Source organism: Bilophila sp. T19-St14, from assembly GCF_059728385.1.
Genome location: NZ_BAAGFT010000001.1, coordinates 1,258,617 through 1,274,025 on the forward strand (window position 1 = coordinate 1,258,617; position 15,409 = coordinate 1,274,025).

At 60.0% G+C, this 15,409-nt stretch carries 14 protein-coding genes; 11 read left to right on the plus strand and 3 right to left on the minus strand.

From position 1 onward, the window contains the following. The first annotated feature begins 184 nt into the window (after window positions 1-184). From AC6I1V_RS05525 to AC6I1V_RS05535, 3 genes are all read left to right on the plus strand, one after another. A complete protein-coding gene (locus tag AC6I1V_RS05525) occupies window positions 185-1,012 on the plus strand; it encodes a phosphate ABC transporter substrate-binding protein (RefSeq protein WP_486854875.1) in 828 nt (275 codons plus the stop codon). 321 nt (window positions 1,013-1,333) lie between these two features. Further along, entirely contained in the window at window positions 1,334-3,112 is a 1,779-nt protein-coding gene (locus AC6I1V_RS05530; protein WP_486854874.1) for a phosphate ABC transporter permease, read from the plus strand. Continuing rightward, a complete protein-coding gene (locus AC6I1V_RS05535; protein WP_486854873.1) occupies window positions 3,109-3,885 on the plus strand; it encodes a phosphate ABC transporter ATP-binding protein in 777 nt (258 codons plus the stop codon). Before AC6I1V_RS05530 ends, AC6I1V_RS05535 begins: the two co-directional genes overlap by 4 nt. Window positions 3,886-4,312: 427 nt before the next feature. Here AC6I1V_RS05535 and AC6I1V_RS05540 read toward each other — a convergent pair whose 3' ends face one another. Then, window positions 4,313-5,005, minus strand: a complete 693-nt coding sequence (locus AC6I1V_RS05540; RefSeq protein ID WP_486854872.1) for a glutamine amidotransferase — start codon at window positions 5,003-5,005, stop codon at window positions 4,313-4,315. Between the two features lie 219 nt (window positions 5,006-5,224). On the opposite strand from AC6I1V_RS05540, the gene aroQ reads away from it, so the two are divergent. Then, window positions 5,225-5,665 (plus strand): type II 3-dehydroquinate dehydratase, encoded by a 441-nt coding sequence (aroQ, locus tag AC6I1V_RS05545; RefSeq protein WP_308771629.1) that lies wholly within the window; start codon window positions 5,225-5,227, stop codon window positions 5,663-5,665. 819 nt (window positions 5,666-6,484) lie between these two features. On the opposite strand, the gene AC6I1V_RS05550 is transcribed toward aroQ, so the two are convergent. Continuing rightward, window positions 6,485-7,267 (minus strand): 16S rRNA (uracil(1498)-N(3))-methyltransferase, encoded by a 783-nt coding sequence (locus AC6I1V_RS05550; RefSeq protein WP_482333531.1) that lies wholly within the window; start codon window positions 7,265-7,267, stop codon window positions 6,485-6,487. Window positions 7,268-7,417: 150 nt separating this feature from the next. Continuing rightward, window positions 7,418-9,145: a hypothetical protein gene (locus tag AC6I1V_RS05555; protein WP_302552137.1), complete on the minus strand. Its 1,728-nt coding sequence runs from the start codon at window positions 9,143-9,145 to the stop codon at window positions 7,418-7,420. Between the two features lie 463 nt (window positions 9,146-9,608). Here AC6I1V_RS05555 and AC6I1V_RS05560 point away from each other — a divergent pair, with 463 nt between their 5' ends. The 7 genes from AC6I1V_RS05560 to acpP all read left to right on the plus strand — a co-directional run bounded on the left by AC6I1V_RS05560 (window position 9,609) and on the right by acpP (window position 15,340). Further along, complete coding sequence (locus AC6I1V_RS05560) at window positions 9,609-10,790, plus strand: pyridoxal phosphate-dependent aminotransferase (RefSeq protein ID WP_479858936.1); 1,182 nt, start codon at window positions 9,609-9,611, stop codon at window positions 10,788-10,790. Window positions 10,791-11,228: 438 nt separating this feature from the next. After that, window positions 11,229-11,795: a YceD family protein gene (locus AC6I1V_RS05565; RefSeq protein WP_302552135.1), complete on the plus strand. Its 567-nt coding sequence runs from the start codon at window positions 11,229-11,231 to the stop codon at window positions 11,793-11,795. Between the two features lie 115 nt (window positions 11,796-11,910). Then, window positions 11,911-12,102, plus strand: a complete 192-nt coding sequence (gene rpmF, locus AC6I1V_RS05570; protein WP_005025810.1) for a 50S ribosomal protein L32 — start codon at window positions 11,911-11,913, stop codon at window positions 12,100-12,102. Then, window positions 12,089-13,129, plus strand: coding sequence for a phosphate acyltransferase PlsX (plsX, locus tag AC6I1V_RS05575; RefSeq protein ID WP_302552134.1), 1,041 nt, complete (start codon window positions 12,089-12,091; stop codon window positions 13,127-13,129). Before rpmF ends, plsX begins: the two co-directional genes overlap by 14 nt. A gap of 27 nt (window positions 13,130-13,156) precedes the next feature. After that, complete coding sequence (locus tag AC6I1V_RS05580; protein ID WP_486853707.1) at window positions 13,157-14,161, plus strand: beta-ketoacyl-ACP synthase III; 1,005 nt, start codon at window positions 13,157-13,159, stop codon at window positions 14,159-14,161. An 82-nt stretch (window positions 14,162-14,243) separates the two neighbouring features. Then, window positions 14,244-14,987 (plus strand): 3-oxoacyl-[acyl-carrier-protein] reductase, encoded by a 744-nt coding sequence (gene fabG, locus AC6I1V_RS05585; RefSeq protein ID WP_302552132.1) that lies wholly within the window; start codon window positions 14,244-14,246, stop codon window positions 14,985-14,987. 119 nt (window positions 14,988-15,106) lie between these two features. Then, window positions 15,107-15,340: an acyl carrier protein gene (gene acpP, locus AC6I1V_RS05590; protein WP_005025799.1), complete on the plus strand. Its 234-nt coding sequence runs from the start codon at window positions 15,107-15,109 to the stop codon at window positions 15,338-15,340. Window positions 15,341-15,409 lie beyond the last annotated feature (69 nt).

Here is a 15,409-nt window from a genome sequence, read left to right on the forward strand (position 1 = left end):
CTGAGCGCCTTGCGTGCTCCGGTGAGGTGACACCGGACCCTTCCCCCATCCACGCGCATTCCATACCGGGTATGGAAGCGTCTCCGAGCAACTAGGGCTGCACGCCTTGAGCGTGCGCTTTCGTCCTGCCGCATCCTCACTCCATGCGTCAGGCTATCCTCTACTTGTATCTTGTGAGGCTCCCATGAAAAAATTCCTGCTCCCCGCTTTCGCCGCAACGCTTCTTTTGGCCGCCACCGCCGTGGCCGCGCCCCTCGACGCCTTTAAGGGTATGAAAGGCACTCTGGACATTGCCGGAGGCACCGCCCACATCCCGGTCATGAAGGAAGCCGCCAAACGCATCATGACCGCCAATCCCGACATCCGCATCACCGTGGCGGGCGGCGGTTCCGGCGTGGGCGTACAGCAGGTGGGCGAAGGGCTCGTCCAGATCGGCAACACGGGCCGCCCGCTGAAGGACAAGGAAATCAAAAAATTCGGCTTGAAAACATTCCCCTTCGCCATTGACGGCGTGGCCCTCGTGGTCAATCCCACCAACAGCGTGACCGACATCACCGCCCAGCAGGCCGCCGACATCTACAACGGCAAGATCACCAACTGGAAGGAACTCGGCGGAGCCGACGCGCCCATCACCCTGTACACCCGCGAAGACGGCAGCGGCACCCGCGAAGTGTTCGTGGAACGCGCGCTGAACAAGGGCTCCATCGTGCAGTCCGCCAACGTGGTGAACTCCAACGGCGCGATGAAGACCGCCGTGGCGCAGGACAAGCAGTCCATCGGCTACGTGGGCATCGGGCATGTGGATAAGAACGTGAAGGCGCTCGTCTTCGACAAGATGGTTCCCTCGCAGGAAAACGCCTCCAACGGCACGTATAAAGTGACCCGCCTGCTGTTCATGAACACCAAGGGCGCCCCCGAAGGCATCACCAAAGCCTTCATCGACTACATCTACACCCCCGAAGGCACCGAAATCATCAAAAAGAGCGGCTACATCCCCACCGGCAGGCAATAACCCGCCCCAACACGGAAAGAATGGGGAGCCCACCTGTCTCCCCACCTTCCATGTTTACAATGCATTCATCCCCTGATGAACCATAGTGCCCGACCTCGTGCACACTGGCGTTGGCGTCCTCTCCCCCCCCAAAAAAACGGACGCCAACGCCGCCTTCCGCTTCCTCAGGGAAAAACGGCATCAGGGATCGATAACGGACGTCTCTGGAGGGAGAGGGGTGGGCGCGGGCAGTGCCGGCCGTTTGGGGAGGGGAAAGAGCCCCTCCCCTCAGCCCCTCCTTTCCCCAGCAGCCTTTCCATACACCTCAACACGGACAGCTTGATGGACACTTCACTCACGGAACGCGGCGGGCTCCCCCTGTTGGCGGCATGGCTGGCCGGGGCGTCCGTGTGCGCCGTCTTCGCCCTTATCGCCTGCTTCGCACTGCCCGTCGTGTTCAGCGCACAGGGGGGTCAGATATTCAACTGGGTCTGGCGCCCGGATACCTATGAATTCGGCATCCTGCCCATGATCGTGGGCTCGCTCCTGCTGTCCGTCTCCGCCCTGCTCCTGAGCTGGCCTCTCGCGGTCGGCGTGGCCTGCACCATACAGGACGGCGGGAAAAACCACCTCTTCGGCGGCACCGTCGCGGGCATCATCCGGTTCATGACCACGATCCCCACCGTGGTTTACGGCTTCGCCGCCGTCTTTCTGCTTGTCCCCATCGTCCGCGAGGCCGCGGGGAAAGGTTCCGGCCTCTGCTGGCTCTCCGCAGCCCTGATGCTCGCCCTGCTCATCCTCCCCACGATGGTTCTGGTCATGGATTCAGCCATGCGGACGAAGGAAAAGGACGTCCGCATCACCGCCGCGGCCCTCGGCTTTACGCGCTCCCAAACGCTGGCCTGCCTCGTGCTCCCCGCCTCCCGGCGCTGGCTGCTTACGGCGGCCATCCTCGGTTTCGGGCGCGCCGTGGGCGATACACTGATCCCGCTGATGCTTACGGGCAACGCCCCGCATGTGCCGGAATCCCTGTTCGGCAGCCTGCGGACGCTGACCGCGCACATGGGGCTCGTCACGGCCACCGAAGTGGGCGGCCCGGCATATAATTCCCTGTTTGTGGCGGGCGGGCTGCTCCTCCTCACCAGCGCCTGCGTCAGCCTTGCGCTGCGCAAGCTGGCATCCGAATCCGGCGAACAGCTTCCCGGACTGCCCGCCCTCTGGAGACGGCACGCGCCTTCCGCACTCCGCCCGCTGTCCTTCATTTCGGGGATCGCCGTCGCCTCCGCCATCGCGTGCCTGCTCGGATTCCTGCTGTATCGCGGCCTGCCCACGCTCGGCCCGTCCCTCCTCTTCGGAGACACCCCGCCGCTCCGCGCCCTGCTCGGAACCCTGCCCGTTTGGGACGGCATCTGGCCCGCCTGCGCCGGGACGTTCTGCCTCATCGTGACGACCATGCTCCTCGCCGTCGGGCCGGGCATCGGCTGCGGCATCTATCTTGCCGAGTACGCCTCGCCTTCCATGAAACAAAGGTTCGGCGTGCTCATGGACGTCCTCGCGGGCATACCGTCCATCGTCATGGGGATTTTCGGCTTTACGCTCATCCTGTTCCTGCACCGCCTCGGCATCGCCGGAGCCAGCCCCGGCATCCTGCTCGCGGGCGGCTGCCTCGCACTGCTGGTTCTGCCCTCGCTCGTGGTCACAACCCGGACGGCGCTGGAAGGGCTGCCCGCCTCCCTGCGCCTGACGGGGTTCGCGCTCGGCCTGACACGCAGCCAGACAGTCCGCCATATCCTCGTGCCGCAAGCCAGCCGGGGCATCCTCGGCGGCGTCATGCTGGCTATGGGCCGCGCCGCCGAAGACACGGCGGTCATCCTGCTGACCGGCGTGGTCGCCAATGCGGGCCTTCCGTCCGGCCTCGCCGTGCGCTTCGAGGCCCTGCCCTTCTTCATCTATTACACGGCGGCCCAATACCAGACGCCAGAAGAACTCGAACGCGGCTTCGGAGCCTCACTGACGCTCCTGCTGCTTTCGGGAAGCCTTCTGCTCGCCGCATGGTGGCTGCACGCCCGCTATCAACGCCGCAAGGACGCCCGTTCCCTGCGGGAGGGAGTTTCCGCATGACGCTGGCAGCACGTATCCGGCGGCTTTCCGTCGCCTTCCACGGACGCACGATCCTCCATGACATCACCCTGGACATCCCGGCCGAAGGCGTCACCGTCCTGCTCGGACGCTCAGGATCGGGCAAGACGACCTTCCTCCGAGCTCTGAACCGCCTGAACGAATGCCTGCCCGGATGCCGGACATCCGGCGAGGCCGAACTCCGTTTAGGCGGCGAACTCCGCCCGATCTATGCCGGACGCACCGGAGAGGCCGCACTCTCCGACCTGCGCCGCCGCGTGGGTATGGTCTTCCAGACGCCCAACATCCTGCCCGCCAGCATCCGGCAAAACATGCTGCTCCCCCTTCAACTGGCAACAGGATTCCCTGCCTCGGAATGGCAGGAACGGATGGAACGCAGCCTGACGGAGGTGGGGCTTTGGCAGGATGTCCGCTCACGCCTGCGGGAACCGGCTTCAATACTTTCGGGGGGGCAGCAGCAACGCCTCTGCCTTGCCCGCACGCTGGCGCTTGAGCCGGAAATGCTGCTCCTCGACGAACCCACGGCATCCCTCGATCCCGCAACAACCCATACCATTGAAAACCTGCTCCTCAGGCTGGCGGATCGCTATCCCATCCTTCTCGTCTCCCACGGGCTGCCGCAGGCCAAAAGGGTGGCTTCGCGGATTGCCCTCTTTGGGAAAGGGCGCCTGCAAGGTCTGATTTCACCCGAAGAGCTCCCCAGCGAGGCGGAAATGAACCGCTTTTTCGACGGCGAGGACGCTGCAAACTGTTAAGGAAAACGTGCGGCTCTCCTCCTTTTCCCAGCAAAGGGAAACCCGCCCCGCCAAAGCACAGAGCCGCTTCTTCAGCGCATGGCCTCCACAATACAAAAGGCTCTGTCAGAGCATAGTTGTTTCATGTCCACAGCACGGTGAAAAGACGGCCTTTTTCTCCAGTTTTCCCCTTGGCGGCATCCATAGCTGAGGCATGTTGCCGGTTATTCCTTTGGGACTTCAAAAAAGCATCAACCATTTTCCAGGCCGTGTCGTCATTTGACATAGAACTATTTGAAACCATTTGAAAACAACCTTTTACAACCTAAAAACAACTCAATAATTTCAATAAATTATATCTAGTTGACGACACGATCTAAGACACAGCCATACAAAAAAACGCGCACCCCGACGGCTGCGCGTTTCCTCATTGCTTGTCAGCATACTTTTACCACTGGTCTATCCACTCACGCAGAAGCGCCTGCCCCGTTTTTTTGGCGCTCTCACCCGCGCGTTTGGTTTCCTCGCGCAGGCGGCGGGGATCGATGGCGGCGCGGGCCAACTCGCAGGCATGCCCGACAAACCATCTTTCCAGCTTGTCCGCATCGGCCTCCGGGTGGAACTGCAACGCCAGCACATGGTTCCCCATGCGGAACGCCTGATGCGGGGTCAACGGGGTGGAAGCCAGCAGTTCGGCACCTTCGGGCAAATCAAACGTGTCCCCATGCCAATGCAGAACCGGGCGGTAACCATCAAGAAAACGCAAGGGCGACTTCCTGCCCGCCTCGGTGAGCTCTACGCCGCCCCAGCCGATTTCCTTGCCCTTGCCGGGATATACGCGGGATTTGAGCACGGAGGCAATGAGCTGCGCCCCCAGACAGATGCCGAGCAGCGGCTTTTGCGACTCCAGGCGCTTCCTGATGAGATCTTTTTCATCCTTGAGAAACGGATAAAGCACCTGATCGTAAACCCCGATGGCGCCCCCAAGAACCACGGCGAGCTCAGCGGACAGCCATTCCTCTTCGGTAGGCGGTTCATCCACCGGGCAATAGCGGATGGCAAACCCTTTCTCTTCCAGCACAGGCGCGAAAGTCCCCATGTCCTCAAAGGCGACATGCTGCATAACCAGACACTGTTTCATATGATACGCCTCCTGCGCCGCGCGTCCTTACCCCCCAGACCGCACAGGCTTTTCGTTTGGATTCTATTGATTTTACTCCATTTGGCAAGCCTCATCCGGGTTCTTTTTTCCGCGGGGCCATTCCCCTCTGGTTTTCCGGCTTCCTTTTCCCTATGCTGTGCCCCACGGCGGCATCTCAGGCCGTCCCGCAACCTGCACAATCCAAAAGGACACCATCCTATGAATCGTATTCTGGTCATGCACGGCGTCAACCTTAATATGTTCGGCAAGCGCGATCCCAAACATTACGGGACGGAAACGCTCGAAGACATCAACGGCAAACTTTCCGCGCTCGCCGGGGAGCTCGGAGTGGAGGTTTCGTTTTTCCAGTCGAACTATGAAGGCGCGTTTGTGGAACGGATTCAGGAGGCGCACGGGGACGGTACGGACGGCATCGTGCTCAACGCGGGGGCATGGACCCATTACAGCTATGCCATCATGGATGCGCTGGCAATCTTGAGCATTCCGGTCGTGGAAGTGCATATGTCCAACGTCCACGCCCGCGAAGCCTTCCGCCATTTTTCCGTGCTTTCCGCCGTGACACGGGGTTCCGTTGCCGGGTTCGGCAGCGGCAGCTATCTGCTCGGTTTGCGTGCCGTTGTTGATTTGGTGAGAGGGTGACGGGTGGGGGGGGCATTGTGGGGGAAGGGAGGGGAAACCTTTCTGGAGAAAGGTTTCCCCTCCCTTCCCCCACACCCCCATCCCTCCTCTTCCAAAGACTTTTGACCTTATCGAATCCCTTATGACAGGACGGAACATTTTAGCCGGTCGGGGCAATAGCCCCCAGCATTCTGCTGTTACCTATTAACAACAAAATAACAACCGCTCTTATACAAGCGGTTTATCGTTTCGGCCGCCTTGTGCCCCAGCAAGCTGAACCCTATGACAAAGGCTCTGTTACAGCATGTGGTTATTTCATCTCCACAGTGCGGTGAAAAATACAGCCTTTTTCCAGTGTTCCCCTTGGTGGAATCCACGGCCAAGTTTTTTCCGGTTATCCCTTTGAAATTTCAAGAAAAAAAGCATCAACCATTTTCTATAACACAGCCATAACAAAAAGGAGCCTCTTTTTTAAGGCCCTGTCAAAGCATATGGTTGTTCTATCTCAATAATATAACGAAAATATATACTTTTTCCAATTTTTCCGCTGATGGGCTCCATGATTGGGGAATTTTATTGGCTATTTCTTGAAATTCCAAAGGAATAACCAGCAAAAAGCCTTAGCCGTGGATTCCGCCAAGGGGAAAACTGGAAAAATCTGTATTTTCAACGCTCTCTGGAGATAAAACAGCCACATACTCTGACAGGGCCTTAAAAAAGAGGCTCCTCCCAAGTACGGGAAAGCTGAAGTCAGGGATTCGATAAGGTCAAAAGTCTTTGAAGGTGGGGGTCCGGGGGAGGAAACTTTCTCCAGAAAGTTTCCTCCCCCGGTCTTCCTCCCTATTCCCCTCCAAGCTGACGCTTCCACCAATGAAGGCCGAGACACAGCACGGCGGCAGTCTCCCAGCGCAAAACGCGCTCGCCGAGCGTCGCGGGCAGGAACCCCGCACGGGTGAGCTTCTCCACTTCCTGCACCGTAAAGCCCCCTTCAGGGCCGACCACGCAAAGAGTCTTGCCGGGCTGCCCCAGCGTGTCCGGGGTCAGCGACATGACCGACTTGTGCCCGCTCTCCACGAGCACGTGCCGATGCTCACAGCCGAGCTCCTCGGCCAGCGCGATGAGCTCACCCACGCCGCCGGGCATGGTACGCAGTTCGGGCAGCCACGGGTTGCGGCACTGCTTGGCTCCGGCAACAAGCTGCCCCTGCCATGACTCCTTGATGTCCGACGGCACGGGGAACTGGCTCCGCTCGGCCTGCCACAGCCAGATCCCGCTGGCTTCAAACTCCACGGCCTTCTCCAAAATCCAGCCCCGGCGGGCGGCCTTTGTCCAGCCGGCCGCAAGGATGACCTTCGATTCCGGTTCGGGGTACGTCCACTCGTCAAGAAGCTGCAAGGCTACGGTCTTGGCGTTCTTCTTATAGGGCAAAACCCGGAAACGCCCCTCGCGCCCCTTGCCGTCCAGGACACGTACCTCCTCACCCTCGCGGATACGCAACACGCGGGTCAGGTGATGGCTCTCCGAAGCGTCCAGTTCATAGGGGGCATGCCACAGATCGGGCTCCAGAAAAAACGTGCGCGCATCCGACCAGTCCGGCGGTTCGGGAATTTCATTCTCTGCCATGATGTTTTCCTTCAAAAAAAGTCCGCGGTACGCATACCGGAAACCGATATGGCGGCACAGGAAATTCGCATCGGCGAAGGGTCTTGTCAAATGCCCCTAAAAAAGGACGCTCCCTTTTGAGAAGCGCCCCCAGTTCCCCAAACGTCCCTGTTACCCTTCGGCAACAGGTTTTTGCCGGGACTTGCGCACCGACTCGAATTCGTCCTTGAGGCTGACAAGACGCCGATAATTCTTGCGTATCTCCACGCCGCCCTTGCTCAGCTTTTCGTCCGGGCAATTGATGTAGCGCCGGAGCAGGTAACGGTCATCCAGCATCATTTCCATATAGTGGAGCACGCTCAGCATCAGCGGTTCAAAGTAGTTGCCGAGCTCGAACTTGAGATCCCGCAGCAGCCCGATCGCTTCAATCAGCATACGGCTGTAGGTCAGCCGTTCCCCCTTATAGTTCCGGGAAACGATGTCCTCAAGATAGCGCACCGTGCGCGCCTGACGGATATAGGCGTATTTGCTCATCACTTCCTGCTTGAGATCATGCAGGAGCGCAAACGCTTCTTGGTTTTCGGGGTTTTTGAGGTAGGCGTCCAGTACCTTGGTGGTATTGTTGTAAAACTCTTCACTGTACCCGATGATGCGGCGCTGGTTTTTGGACAGCCACGAGAACAGGAACTTGAGGCGCTTTTCGTCCGTATCCGTATTCTCCACCAGCTCATTGCGCTTGTAGACCGCGCGGCCCACATACTCGCCGCGCACAATGTCGTTGAGGCGCAGGATCATGGTGCTGGTATCCTTGACCACGTTCACGTCCGGCATCACCCGCCCCGTGAGCGGGTGGATCAGCTCCTGCCGCTCGACGGAAAGGGCACGATCCTGCCGCACGTTGTCCGCATTGTAGCGGTGCTGTTTGTAGGAAATGCGGATGATCACCACGCGTTTTTCGGCGTCCACGAAAAAGCCGCCCTCCCCGCACGCCCGGATCAAATCCTTCTGCTCAGGGTCGAGCTTCACAAGGGCGATTTTTTCAACGCGCGGATAGGGCCGGTTCTCGCCGTTGTTCCAGATGGTCGTGATCGTCCGGTCGGACTGCCCAAGCACGCGCACCATAAACCGCTCGCCGAGCTTGTGCAGGCGCCGGGAAAAAAGCGCCGCCGAAGTCCGGCGCTCCGAGGAAATGGGAAAGCCGTACAGTTCCATCAGGAACTGGCAGACGAACGTCCGGTTGCGTTCGTACATCTCGTTGTCGCCGATCTTGAATTTACCGGTGCGCAGCCCGAACCGCTTGATCTCGCCGTCCATATCGGACGGGAATGAAGCGAAAAGCCCCGCAAGATGATAATGCCCGTAGACGTCCGTAGCGAACACATGGGCCCGATCCATCGCCAGCAGGTACGGCATCAGCGCGGGATAGTAGTCAAGTACGGCGGTATCCACGCGCCGGAACTGATCACGGAAAGGATCTTGAAGTTTTTTGGGCAGGCGGCTTAGGAAGATCTGGACGTTGCGGGCGATGACGTGCGTTTCCAAGGGGCAGGAGGCTCCTTCCGCCGCGTTTACCGCACTGAGAACCGGATGGAGGATGTCGTATTGGAAAATTTCGCTGAAACTTTCCAGAGGCCGGGCAAAGGCCACCATGGAAAAACCGGGGAGCCCCTTGTATTCCCACAATTCCGCCTCGAAAGAAGGCAGGAGATCACGCGAATCGACCAGCGGATAATTTTCCGTTTCGCACCACGGCTTGAGCAGGCAGAACTTGACGTGTACCGCATCAAGAAAATGCTTGAGCGTTTCAAGATCAGTAATTTCGATAATATCAGAGAAAGAGTTGGTGTTCGACCAAGAAAAATCCCCGAGGGTGAACGCTTCTTTCCATAACAAAGACATGGTTGAACTCTCTTTCCGGCTTTATAGACCAAGCCCCTGCCCACGGAGCAAGGCCGCCTCTGTTCCATTACAAGCTCATGGGTTTTACGCCGTTTACCTATCAGAAATGCAAAAAAAATTCCACCCCTGATTTCCAAAAAAGACGGCTGCTCACCCATACGCGCCGCCTTCGCACCAGTGAAAATTTTGTACATCCGGGACAAACGGGAAGCGCCCCTTGAGGCATTCGCCCTTTCAATGGCTTTTGAAAGAATTCATTTTTAATTTCATATAGTTGAATATAAATTCCATTAAAAGCGCGCATATCCCCGCCCCTTATGCCCCTTGGCATAGCGGCCTTTGATGGGGTATATAAAAAAATTCGCGGCATTGTTCGCATCCGTCAGGCCCACGCCGCGCAACGCAGCCCGACCGCTGCACACTCCGCAACACTTTCTCTCAGGTCATGAGACACGGAGCAGCCATGAGCATCATCAGCACCCAGATGAGTTCCTCCATCCAAAACGGCTCCTGGATCCGTCGCATGTTTGAAGCCGGCATCCAGCTCAAGCAGAAGTACGGCGACGACGCCGTATGTGATTTCAGCCTCGGAAACCCGGATCTCGCCCCCCCGCCCGCCGTGGGCAAGGCGCTGGCCGAATTCGTCAAACACGTGGACGAGCCGTTCAGCCTCGGCTACATGCCGAACAACGGGTTCGGCTGGGCCCGTGAAAAGCTCGCCGCCCATCTTTCCAAGGAACAGGGCGTCGGGCTCACGGCCAACGACGTCATCCTGACCTGCGGGGCCGCGGGCGCGCTCAACGTGATTTTCAGAACCGTCCTGGAGCCCGGCGACGAAGTGCTCACCGTGACCCCCTATTTCGTGGAATACGGCTCCTACGTGGGCAACCACGGCGGCACGCTCAAGAAGGTTCCTACCCTGCCGGGCACCTTCGGGCTTGACCTGCCCGCCATCGAGGCGGCCATCACGCCCAAGACCCGCGCCATGATCATCAATTCGCCCCACAACCCCACCGGCACGGTCTACTCCCGCGAAGAGCTCGAAGGCCTGACCGCCATCCTCGCCGCAGCCTCCGAACGCAACGGCCGCCCGCTCTACCTCGTGGTCGACGAACCGTACCGCTTCCTGGCTTTCGACGGCGTGGAAGTGCCGAGCCTGCTGCCCATGTACCCCTACGCAGTCCTGGCGAGCTCTTTCTCCAAGAACCTGTGCCTCGCCGGGGAACGCGTCGGCTTCATCGCCTTGTCCCCGCTCTTCGCCGAGCGCGCCGAACTCATGGGCGGGCTGACGCTCGCCAACCGCATCCTCGGCTTCGTGAACCCGCCCGTCGTGGGCCAGCATATCATGGCGGGGGCGCTCGGATCGCAGGTGGACGTAAACATTTATGCCCGCCGCCGCGAAATGATGGGCAACGTCCTCTCCGACGCGGGCTATGAATTCCAAATGCCCAAGGGCGCGTTTTATTTCTTCCCGAAGGCTCCCGGCGGCGACGACGTGGCCTTCGTCAAGAAGCTCCTTGATGAACGCATCCTTGCCGTGCCCGGTTCCGGTTTCGGCGGCCCCGGCCATTTCCGCCTGGCGTTCTGCGTCGAGGATGAAGTCATCGCCCGTTCCGCCGAAGGGTTCAAGCGGGCCCGCGGGTAAGGAAGCCGTTTCGGGCGGCAAGGCAGCCGCCCGTTTTCCGCAGGCCCGGAATCCGTCCATCGGCACGGCCCCTTTGCGGGCCCCGGCGGACGGATTCCTGCCGAAGGAATCATTTCCCCGGCTTGGCAAGCGGCGTACTTTCAGTTCCATCCCTTCAAGCGCCAACCGGCTCGCGCCTTCCGCTGTTTTCCATCACGTTCCCCCAAAAGCACGCGCCTCCAGCCCCGCGAGGGCCGTTTCCCTGATTGGAAGATGCTGAGCGCCCTGCGGAAGGGCCCCCCTGCACCGCGAAGGCCGCTTCAAGGGATTGGAAGCCACGCCAAAGCCTCTACGGGAAGGTTTTTCCGTGGGCGCCTTCCCCGCTTTCCATCATGAACGCCCCTACAGTCTTGACATAAGCCGATCAACCGTGTAAGGAGTCCCGTTCACGAGGTTATCATGGCTGAATTACGGATTGCACTGAACAACATCGCCCCTGAAGGAAGGACGTTCGTTCTGGACGAACCGGCCATCTGGTCGGTTCCCATGAAGGAATGCGGCATGGATTGCCGCGTCGTCCAGCCTCTTGTGGGTACGGTTACGCTTCTTCCTCAGGAAGACGGCTGCCTTGTGCGCGGCAACCTGAAGGGGGAGGTCGTCGTTCCCTGTAACCGTTGCGCCGAAGACGCCCATCTGATCATCGACAGCAGTTTCGACAGCTTCGAGCCGTTCCCGGAAGCGGACGACGAGGCGGGATCGCGCGGCGGCAAGGAAAAGCCGTTCGACAGCGAGGCCGATGAGCTCATCGTCAAACTGGTGGACGGCGCGCCGGAGATCAATCTGGCCGGCCTGCTCTGGGAAGAGTTTGTGCTCGCCCTTCCGGTACGTCCTCTGTGCAAGCCTGATTGCAAGGGGTTGTGCCCCGACTGCGGGAAAAACCTCAATGAAGGCTCCTGTTCCTGCGTGCGGGACGAAGGCGATCCCCGTCTTGCGGCCCTCCGGGGTCTGAAAGTGAAAAAAAACTAGATTTTGCCGCCGAACCTTGTGTCTCCGGGCGTATTGGGCTATGCCATCCGGAGCCGCATCAACAGGCGACAGAGCCAAACCCTCGGCACCATGCCGAATCCTAAGGAGTGCCGTCATGGCCGTACAGCAAAATAAGAAGTCCCATTCCAAGAAGGGTATGCGCCGGTCTCACGATCGCGTGGCCACCCCCACCGTTGTGTATTGCACCTGCGGAGCCCCCACGGTTCCCCACGCTGCCTGCCCCAGCTGCGGCACCTACCGCGGTCGTCAGGTCGTTGAACAGAAGACCGCCGATGAGCAGCAATAAGACCGTTATCGCCGTCGACGCCATGGGAGGCGATCTCGGTCCCTCCGTGGTCGTCCCCGGAGCGATTGAGGCCGCCCGCCAGACCGGAGCCAAAATTCTCCTTGTCGGGAATGAGGCTACACTTGACGGCGAACTGAACAGACTCTCCCCTTCCGGGGTGGATCTGGAAATCGTCCATGCCCCCGAAGTCGCGGGCATGGACGAAAAGCCTTCGGACATCCTGCGCCGGAAGAAAAACGCCTCCATACAGGTCGCCTGCCGCCTTGTGCGCGACGGCGCGGCCCAAGGCGTCGTCAGCGCGGGCCATTCAGGGGCTTCCGTCGCGTGCGGCATGTTCATCATGGGCCGCATTCCCGGCGTGGAACGCCCCGCCCTCGCGTCGCTCCTCCCCACGGAGAAGGAACCCGTCGTCCTGCTGGACGTGGGGGCCACCGTCGACTGCAAACCCTACAACATATTCCAGTTCGGCCTGATGGGCGACGCCTTCGCCAGGGACATCCTCAATAAGGAAGCCCCCCGCGTAGGCCTCCTCAGCATCGGCGAAGAGGAAGGCAAGGGCAACAGCCAGGTGAAAGAGGCGTACGAGCTGTTCAAAATGGCTCAGAACCTCAACTTCAGCGGCAACATCGAAGGGCGCGATCTTTTCACCGGGGATGTGGACGTGGCCGTCTGCGACGGTTTCGTCGGCAACGTGGCCCTGAAGCTCAGCGAAGGGCTGGGCCTGTCCCTCAGCCGCGTGCTCAAGCGCGAACTGCTCAGTTCCGGCTTTCTGCCCAAGCTGGGCAGCCTGTTGGCCAAGTCCGCGTTCAGGCGTTTCGCCAAGGTGGTGGACTACGCCGAATACGGCGGTGCCCCGCTGCTCGGCCTCCAGAACATTTCCATCGTCTGCCACGGCCGCTCCAACGCCAAGGCCATTTGCAACGCGACCCGCATGGCGACCCTGTTCGTCGAGAAAGAGACCAACAAGCGCCTGATGGAAACCATCTGCGCCAATGAGGAACTGACCCGTTTCGGCCGCTCCTGTTAGCCCTCCTCACAAACGCACGGACACCGCATGACAGAAATCCATATTCAAGGCTTAGGGACGTATGTTCCGAGCAAGCGGATCACGAACGTCGACTTGATGTCTCTGGTGGATACCAGCGATGAATGGATCGTCAGCAGAACCGGGATCAAGGCCCGGCACATGCTGGCGGACGACGAAAACGGCTCCGACGCGGGCACGGAAGCGGCGCTTAGGGCTCTTGAGGATGCTGGCATCGAGGCTGAAGACATCACGCATGTCCTGACGGCGACGTGTACGCCCGATTACCTGTGCCCGAGCACGGCCTGCATCATCAGCGGCAACATCGGCTCGCACGGGGCGATGGCGTTCGACCTCAATGCGGCCTGCACCGGCTTCGTCTACGGTCTGGACATGGCGTACGGCATCCTCGCCGCAAAGCCCGGAGCCAAAGTCCTGCTTGTGGGCTCGGAAGCCTTTACGCGCCGCCTGAACTGGGAAGACCGCACGACCTGCATCCTGTTCGGCGACGGTGCCGCGGCCGCCGTGCTGACGAATGGGGAAGCCGGGGCGCCCAAACGATGCCTGCCCTCGGCGCCCCACCTCCGGGATGTCCGGTGCGGCGCGGACGGGCGGCAGTACCCCCTGCTTACCGTCGGCGGCGGGACAAGCCGCAACTACAAGCCCGGCGATCCCATCCAAAATGATTTCTATCTCCAGATGCAGGGGCGGGAAGTCTTCAAGCAGGCTGTGCGCAGCCTTTCCACCGTCTGCTCCGAACTGCTGGAAGGCAATGGCCTGACGCTCGAAGACATCGACCTGTTCATCCCGCATCAGGCAAACCTCCGCATTATCGAAGCCGTGGGAGACCGCCTCAAGCTCGGCAGCGAAAAAATATTCGTCAACCTTGATGAATACGGCAATACGTCGGCGGCATCCATCCCGTTGGGTATCGGCGACGCCTGTGCGCAGGGCCGTATCCGTCCGGGCTCCCGTGTCTTGCTGAGCGCCTTCGGCGGGGGCTTCACGTGGGGAGCCGCATTGCTGGAATTCTAGCCGCTTTTCCGGCTGGCATCCGTGTTGAATTCTGATTTCTTTTGAGCTACAAACAACTGAATACAGCATCAAGGTGAGAGAAATGAGCGAACAACTTTCCACCGCACTCGTAACCGGCGGCTCCAGAGGCATCGGCAAGGCCATTGCGGAGACGCTGGCGAAGGCCGGATATCAGGTGTATCTCACCTATGTCAGCAAGGCTGATGAAGCCGAAGCCGTGGCCAAGAATATTACTGCGGCGGGCGGGAAGGCCAGTGCCTTTCGCCTTGACGTTGCCGACGCCGAAGCGGTCGCGGCCTTCTTCAAAGAGCATATCAAGGATCAGGTCGAGCTGGGCGTGCTGGTCAACAATGCTGGCATCACCAAGGACGGCCTGATGCTGCGCATGAAGGACGAAGATTTTGACCGCGTCATCCAGACCAACCTGCGCGGCGCCTTCGTCTGCGTCCGCGAGGCCGCCAAGATTATGACCCGCCAGCGTCACGGGCGGATCATCAACATCAGCTCCGTAGTCGGGCAGATGGGCAATGCCGGGCAGATCAATTATGCTTCCGCCAAGGCGGGCCTCATCGGTCTGACCAAGTCCGCAGCCAAGGAGCTGGCCGGCCGTAACGTCACCGTCAACGCTGTCGCCCCCGGTTTTGTGGAAACCGACATGACCGCCGGCCTGCCCGATGACGTCCGCGCCGCCTATATTGATGCCATCCCCTTGAAACGTCTGGGAACGCCTCAGGACATCGCTGATGCCGTAGCTTTTCTGGCTTCGCCGGGAGCCGGATACATTACAGGACAGGTTATCGCCGTCAACGGCGGAATGTACTGTTAATCGCCGCGCCGTTTTTGCGGCGCGAACCGGCGGATTCCGTTTTGCGGAAGCGTCGACACAAGGAACGGGGCGCCAAGCCCCACTGCAACACAAAAGAACAAAACCGGGAGGATTCCCCCATGTCCGTTGAAGAACAGGTCAAAAAGATCATCATGGAACAGCTTGGCGTGACCGCCGAAGAAGTGAAGCCCGAAGCCTCTTTCGTTGAAGACCTCGGCGCCGACTCCCTCGACCTCACCGAACTCATCATGGCCATGGAAGAAGCCTTTGACGTGGAAATCGCCGACGACGACGCCCAGAAGATCCTGAAGGTCAAGGACGCCATCTCCTACGTGCAGAACCACACGAACTAAGCCTCGTTTTGTTCGAAGCACGGGAAACGAGAGCGGAGACGGCGGCCCGCGCGGGCGTTGTTCCTTCCG

Bases quoted from the DNA above. Each gene is read 5' to 3' on its own strand.
- AC6I1V_RS05525 (WP_486854875.1), top strand. From the start codon at position 185: ATGAAAAAATTCCTGCTCCCCGCTTTCGCCGCAACGCTTCTTTTGGCC.
- AC6I1V_RS05530 (WP_486854874.1), top strand. From the start codon at position 1,334: ATGGACACTTCACTCACGGAACGCGGCGGGCTCCCCCTGTTGGCGGCA.
- AC6I1V_RS05535 (WP_486854873.1), top strand. From the start codon at position 3,109: ATGACGCTGGCAGCACGTATCCGGCGGCTTTCCGTCGCCTTCCACGGA.
- AC6I1V_RS05540 (WP_486854872.1), bottom strand. From the start codon at position 5,005: ATGAAACAGTGTCTGGTTATGCAGCATGTCGCCTTTGAGGACATGGGG.
- aroQ (WP_308771629.1), top strand. From the start codon at position 5,225: ATGAATCGTATTCTGGTCATGCACGGCGTCAACCTTAATATGTTCGGC.
- AC6I1V_RS05550 (WP_482333531.1), bottom strand. From the start codon at position 7,267: ATGGCAGAGAATGAAATTCCCGAACCGCCGGACTGGTCGGATGCGCGC.
- AC6I1V_RS05555 (WP_302552137.1), bottom strand. From the start codon at position 9,145: ATGTCTTTGTTATGGAAAGAAGCGTTCACCCTCGGGGATTTTTCTTGG.
- AC6I1V_RS05560 (WP_479858936.1), top strand. From the start codon at position 9,609: ATGAGCATCATCAGCACCCAGATGAGTTCCTCCATCCAAAACGGCTCC.
- AC6I1V_RS05565 (WP_302552135.1), top strand. From the start codon at position 11,229: ATGGCTGAATTACGGATTGCACTGAACAACATCGCCCCTGAAGGAAGG.
- rpmF (WP_005025810.1), top strand. From the start codon at position 11,911: ATGGCCGTACAGCAAAATAAGAAGTCCCATTCCAAGAAGGGTATGCGC.
- plsX (WP_302552134.1), top strand. From the start codon at position 12,089: ATGAGCAGCAATAAGACCGTTATCGCCGTCGACGCCATGGGAGGCGAT.
- AC6I1V_RS05580 (WP_486853707.1), top strand. From the start codon at position 13,157: ATGACAGAAATCCATATTCAAGGCTTAGGGACGTATGTTCCGAGCAAG.
- fabG (WP_302552132.1), top strand. From the start codon at position 14,244: ATGAGCGAACAACTTTCCACCGCACTCGTAACCGGCGGCTCCAGAGGC.
- acpP (WP_005025799.1), top strand. From the start codon at position 15,107: ATGTCCGTTGAAGAACAGGTCAAAAAGATCATCATGGAACAGCTTGGC.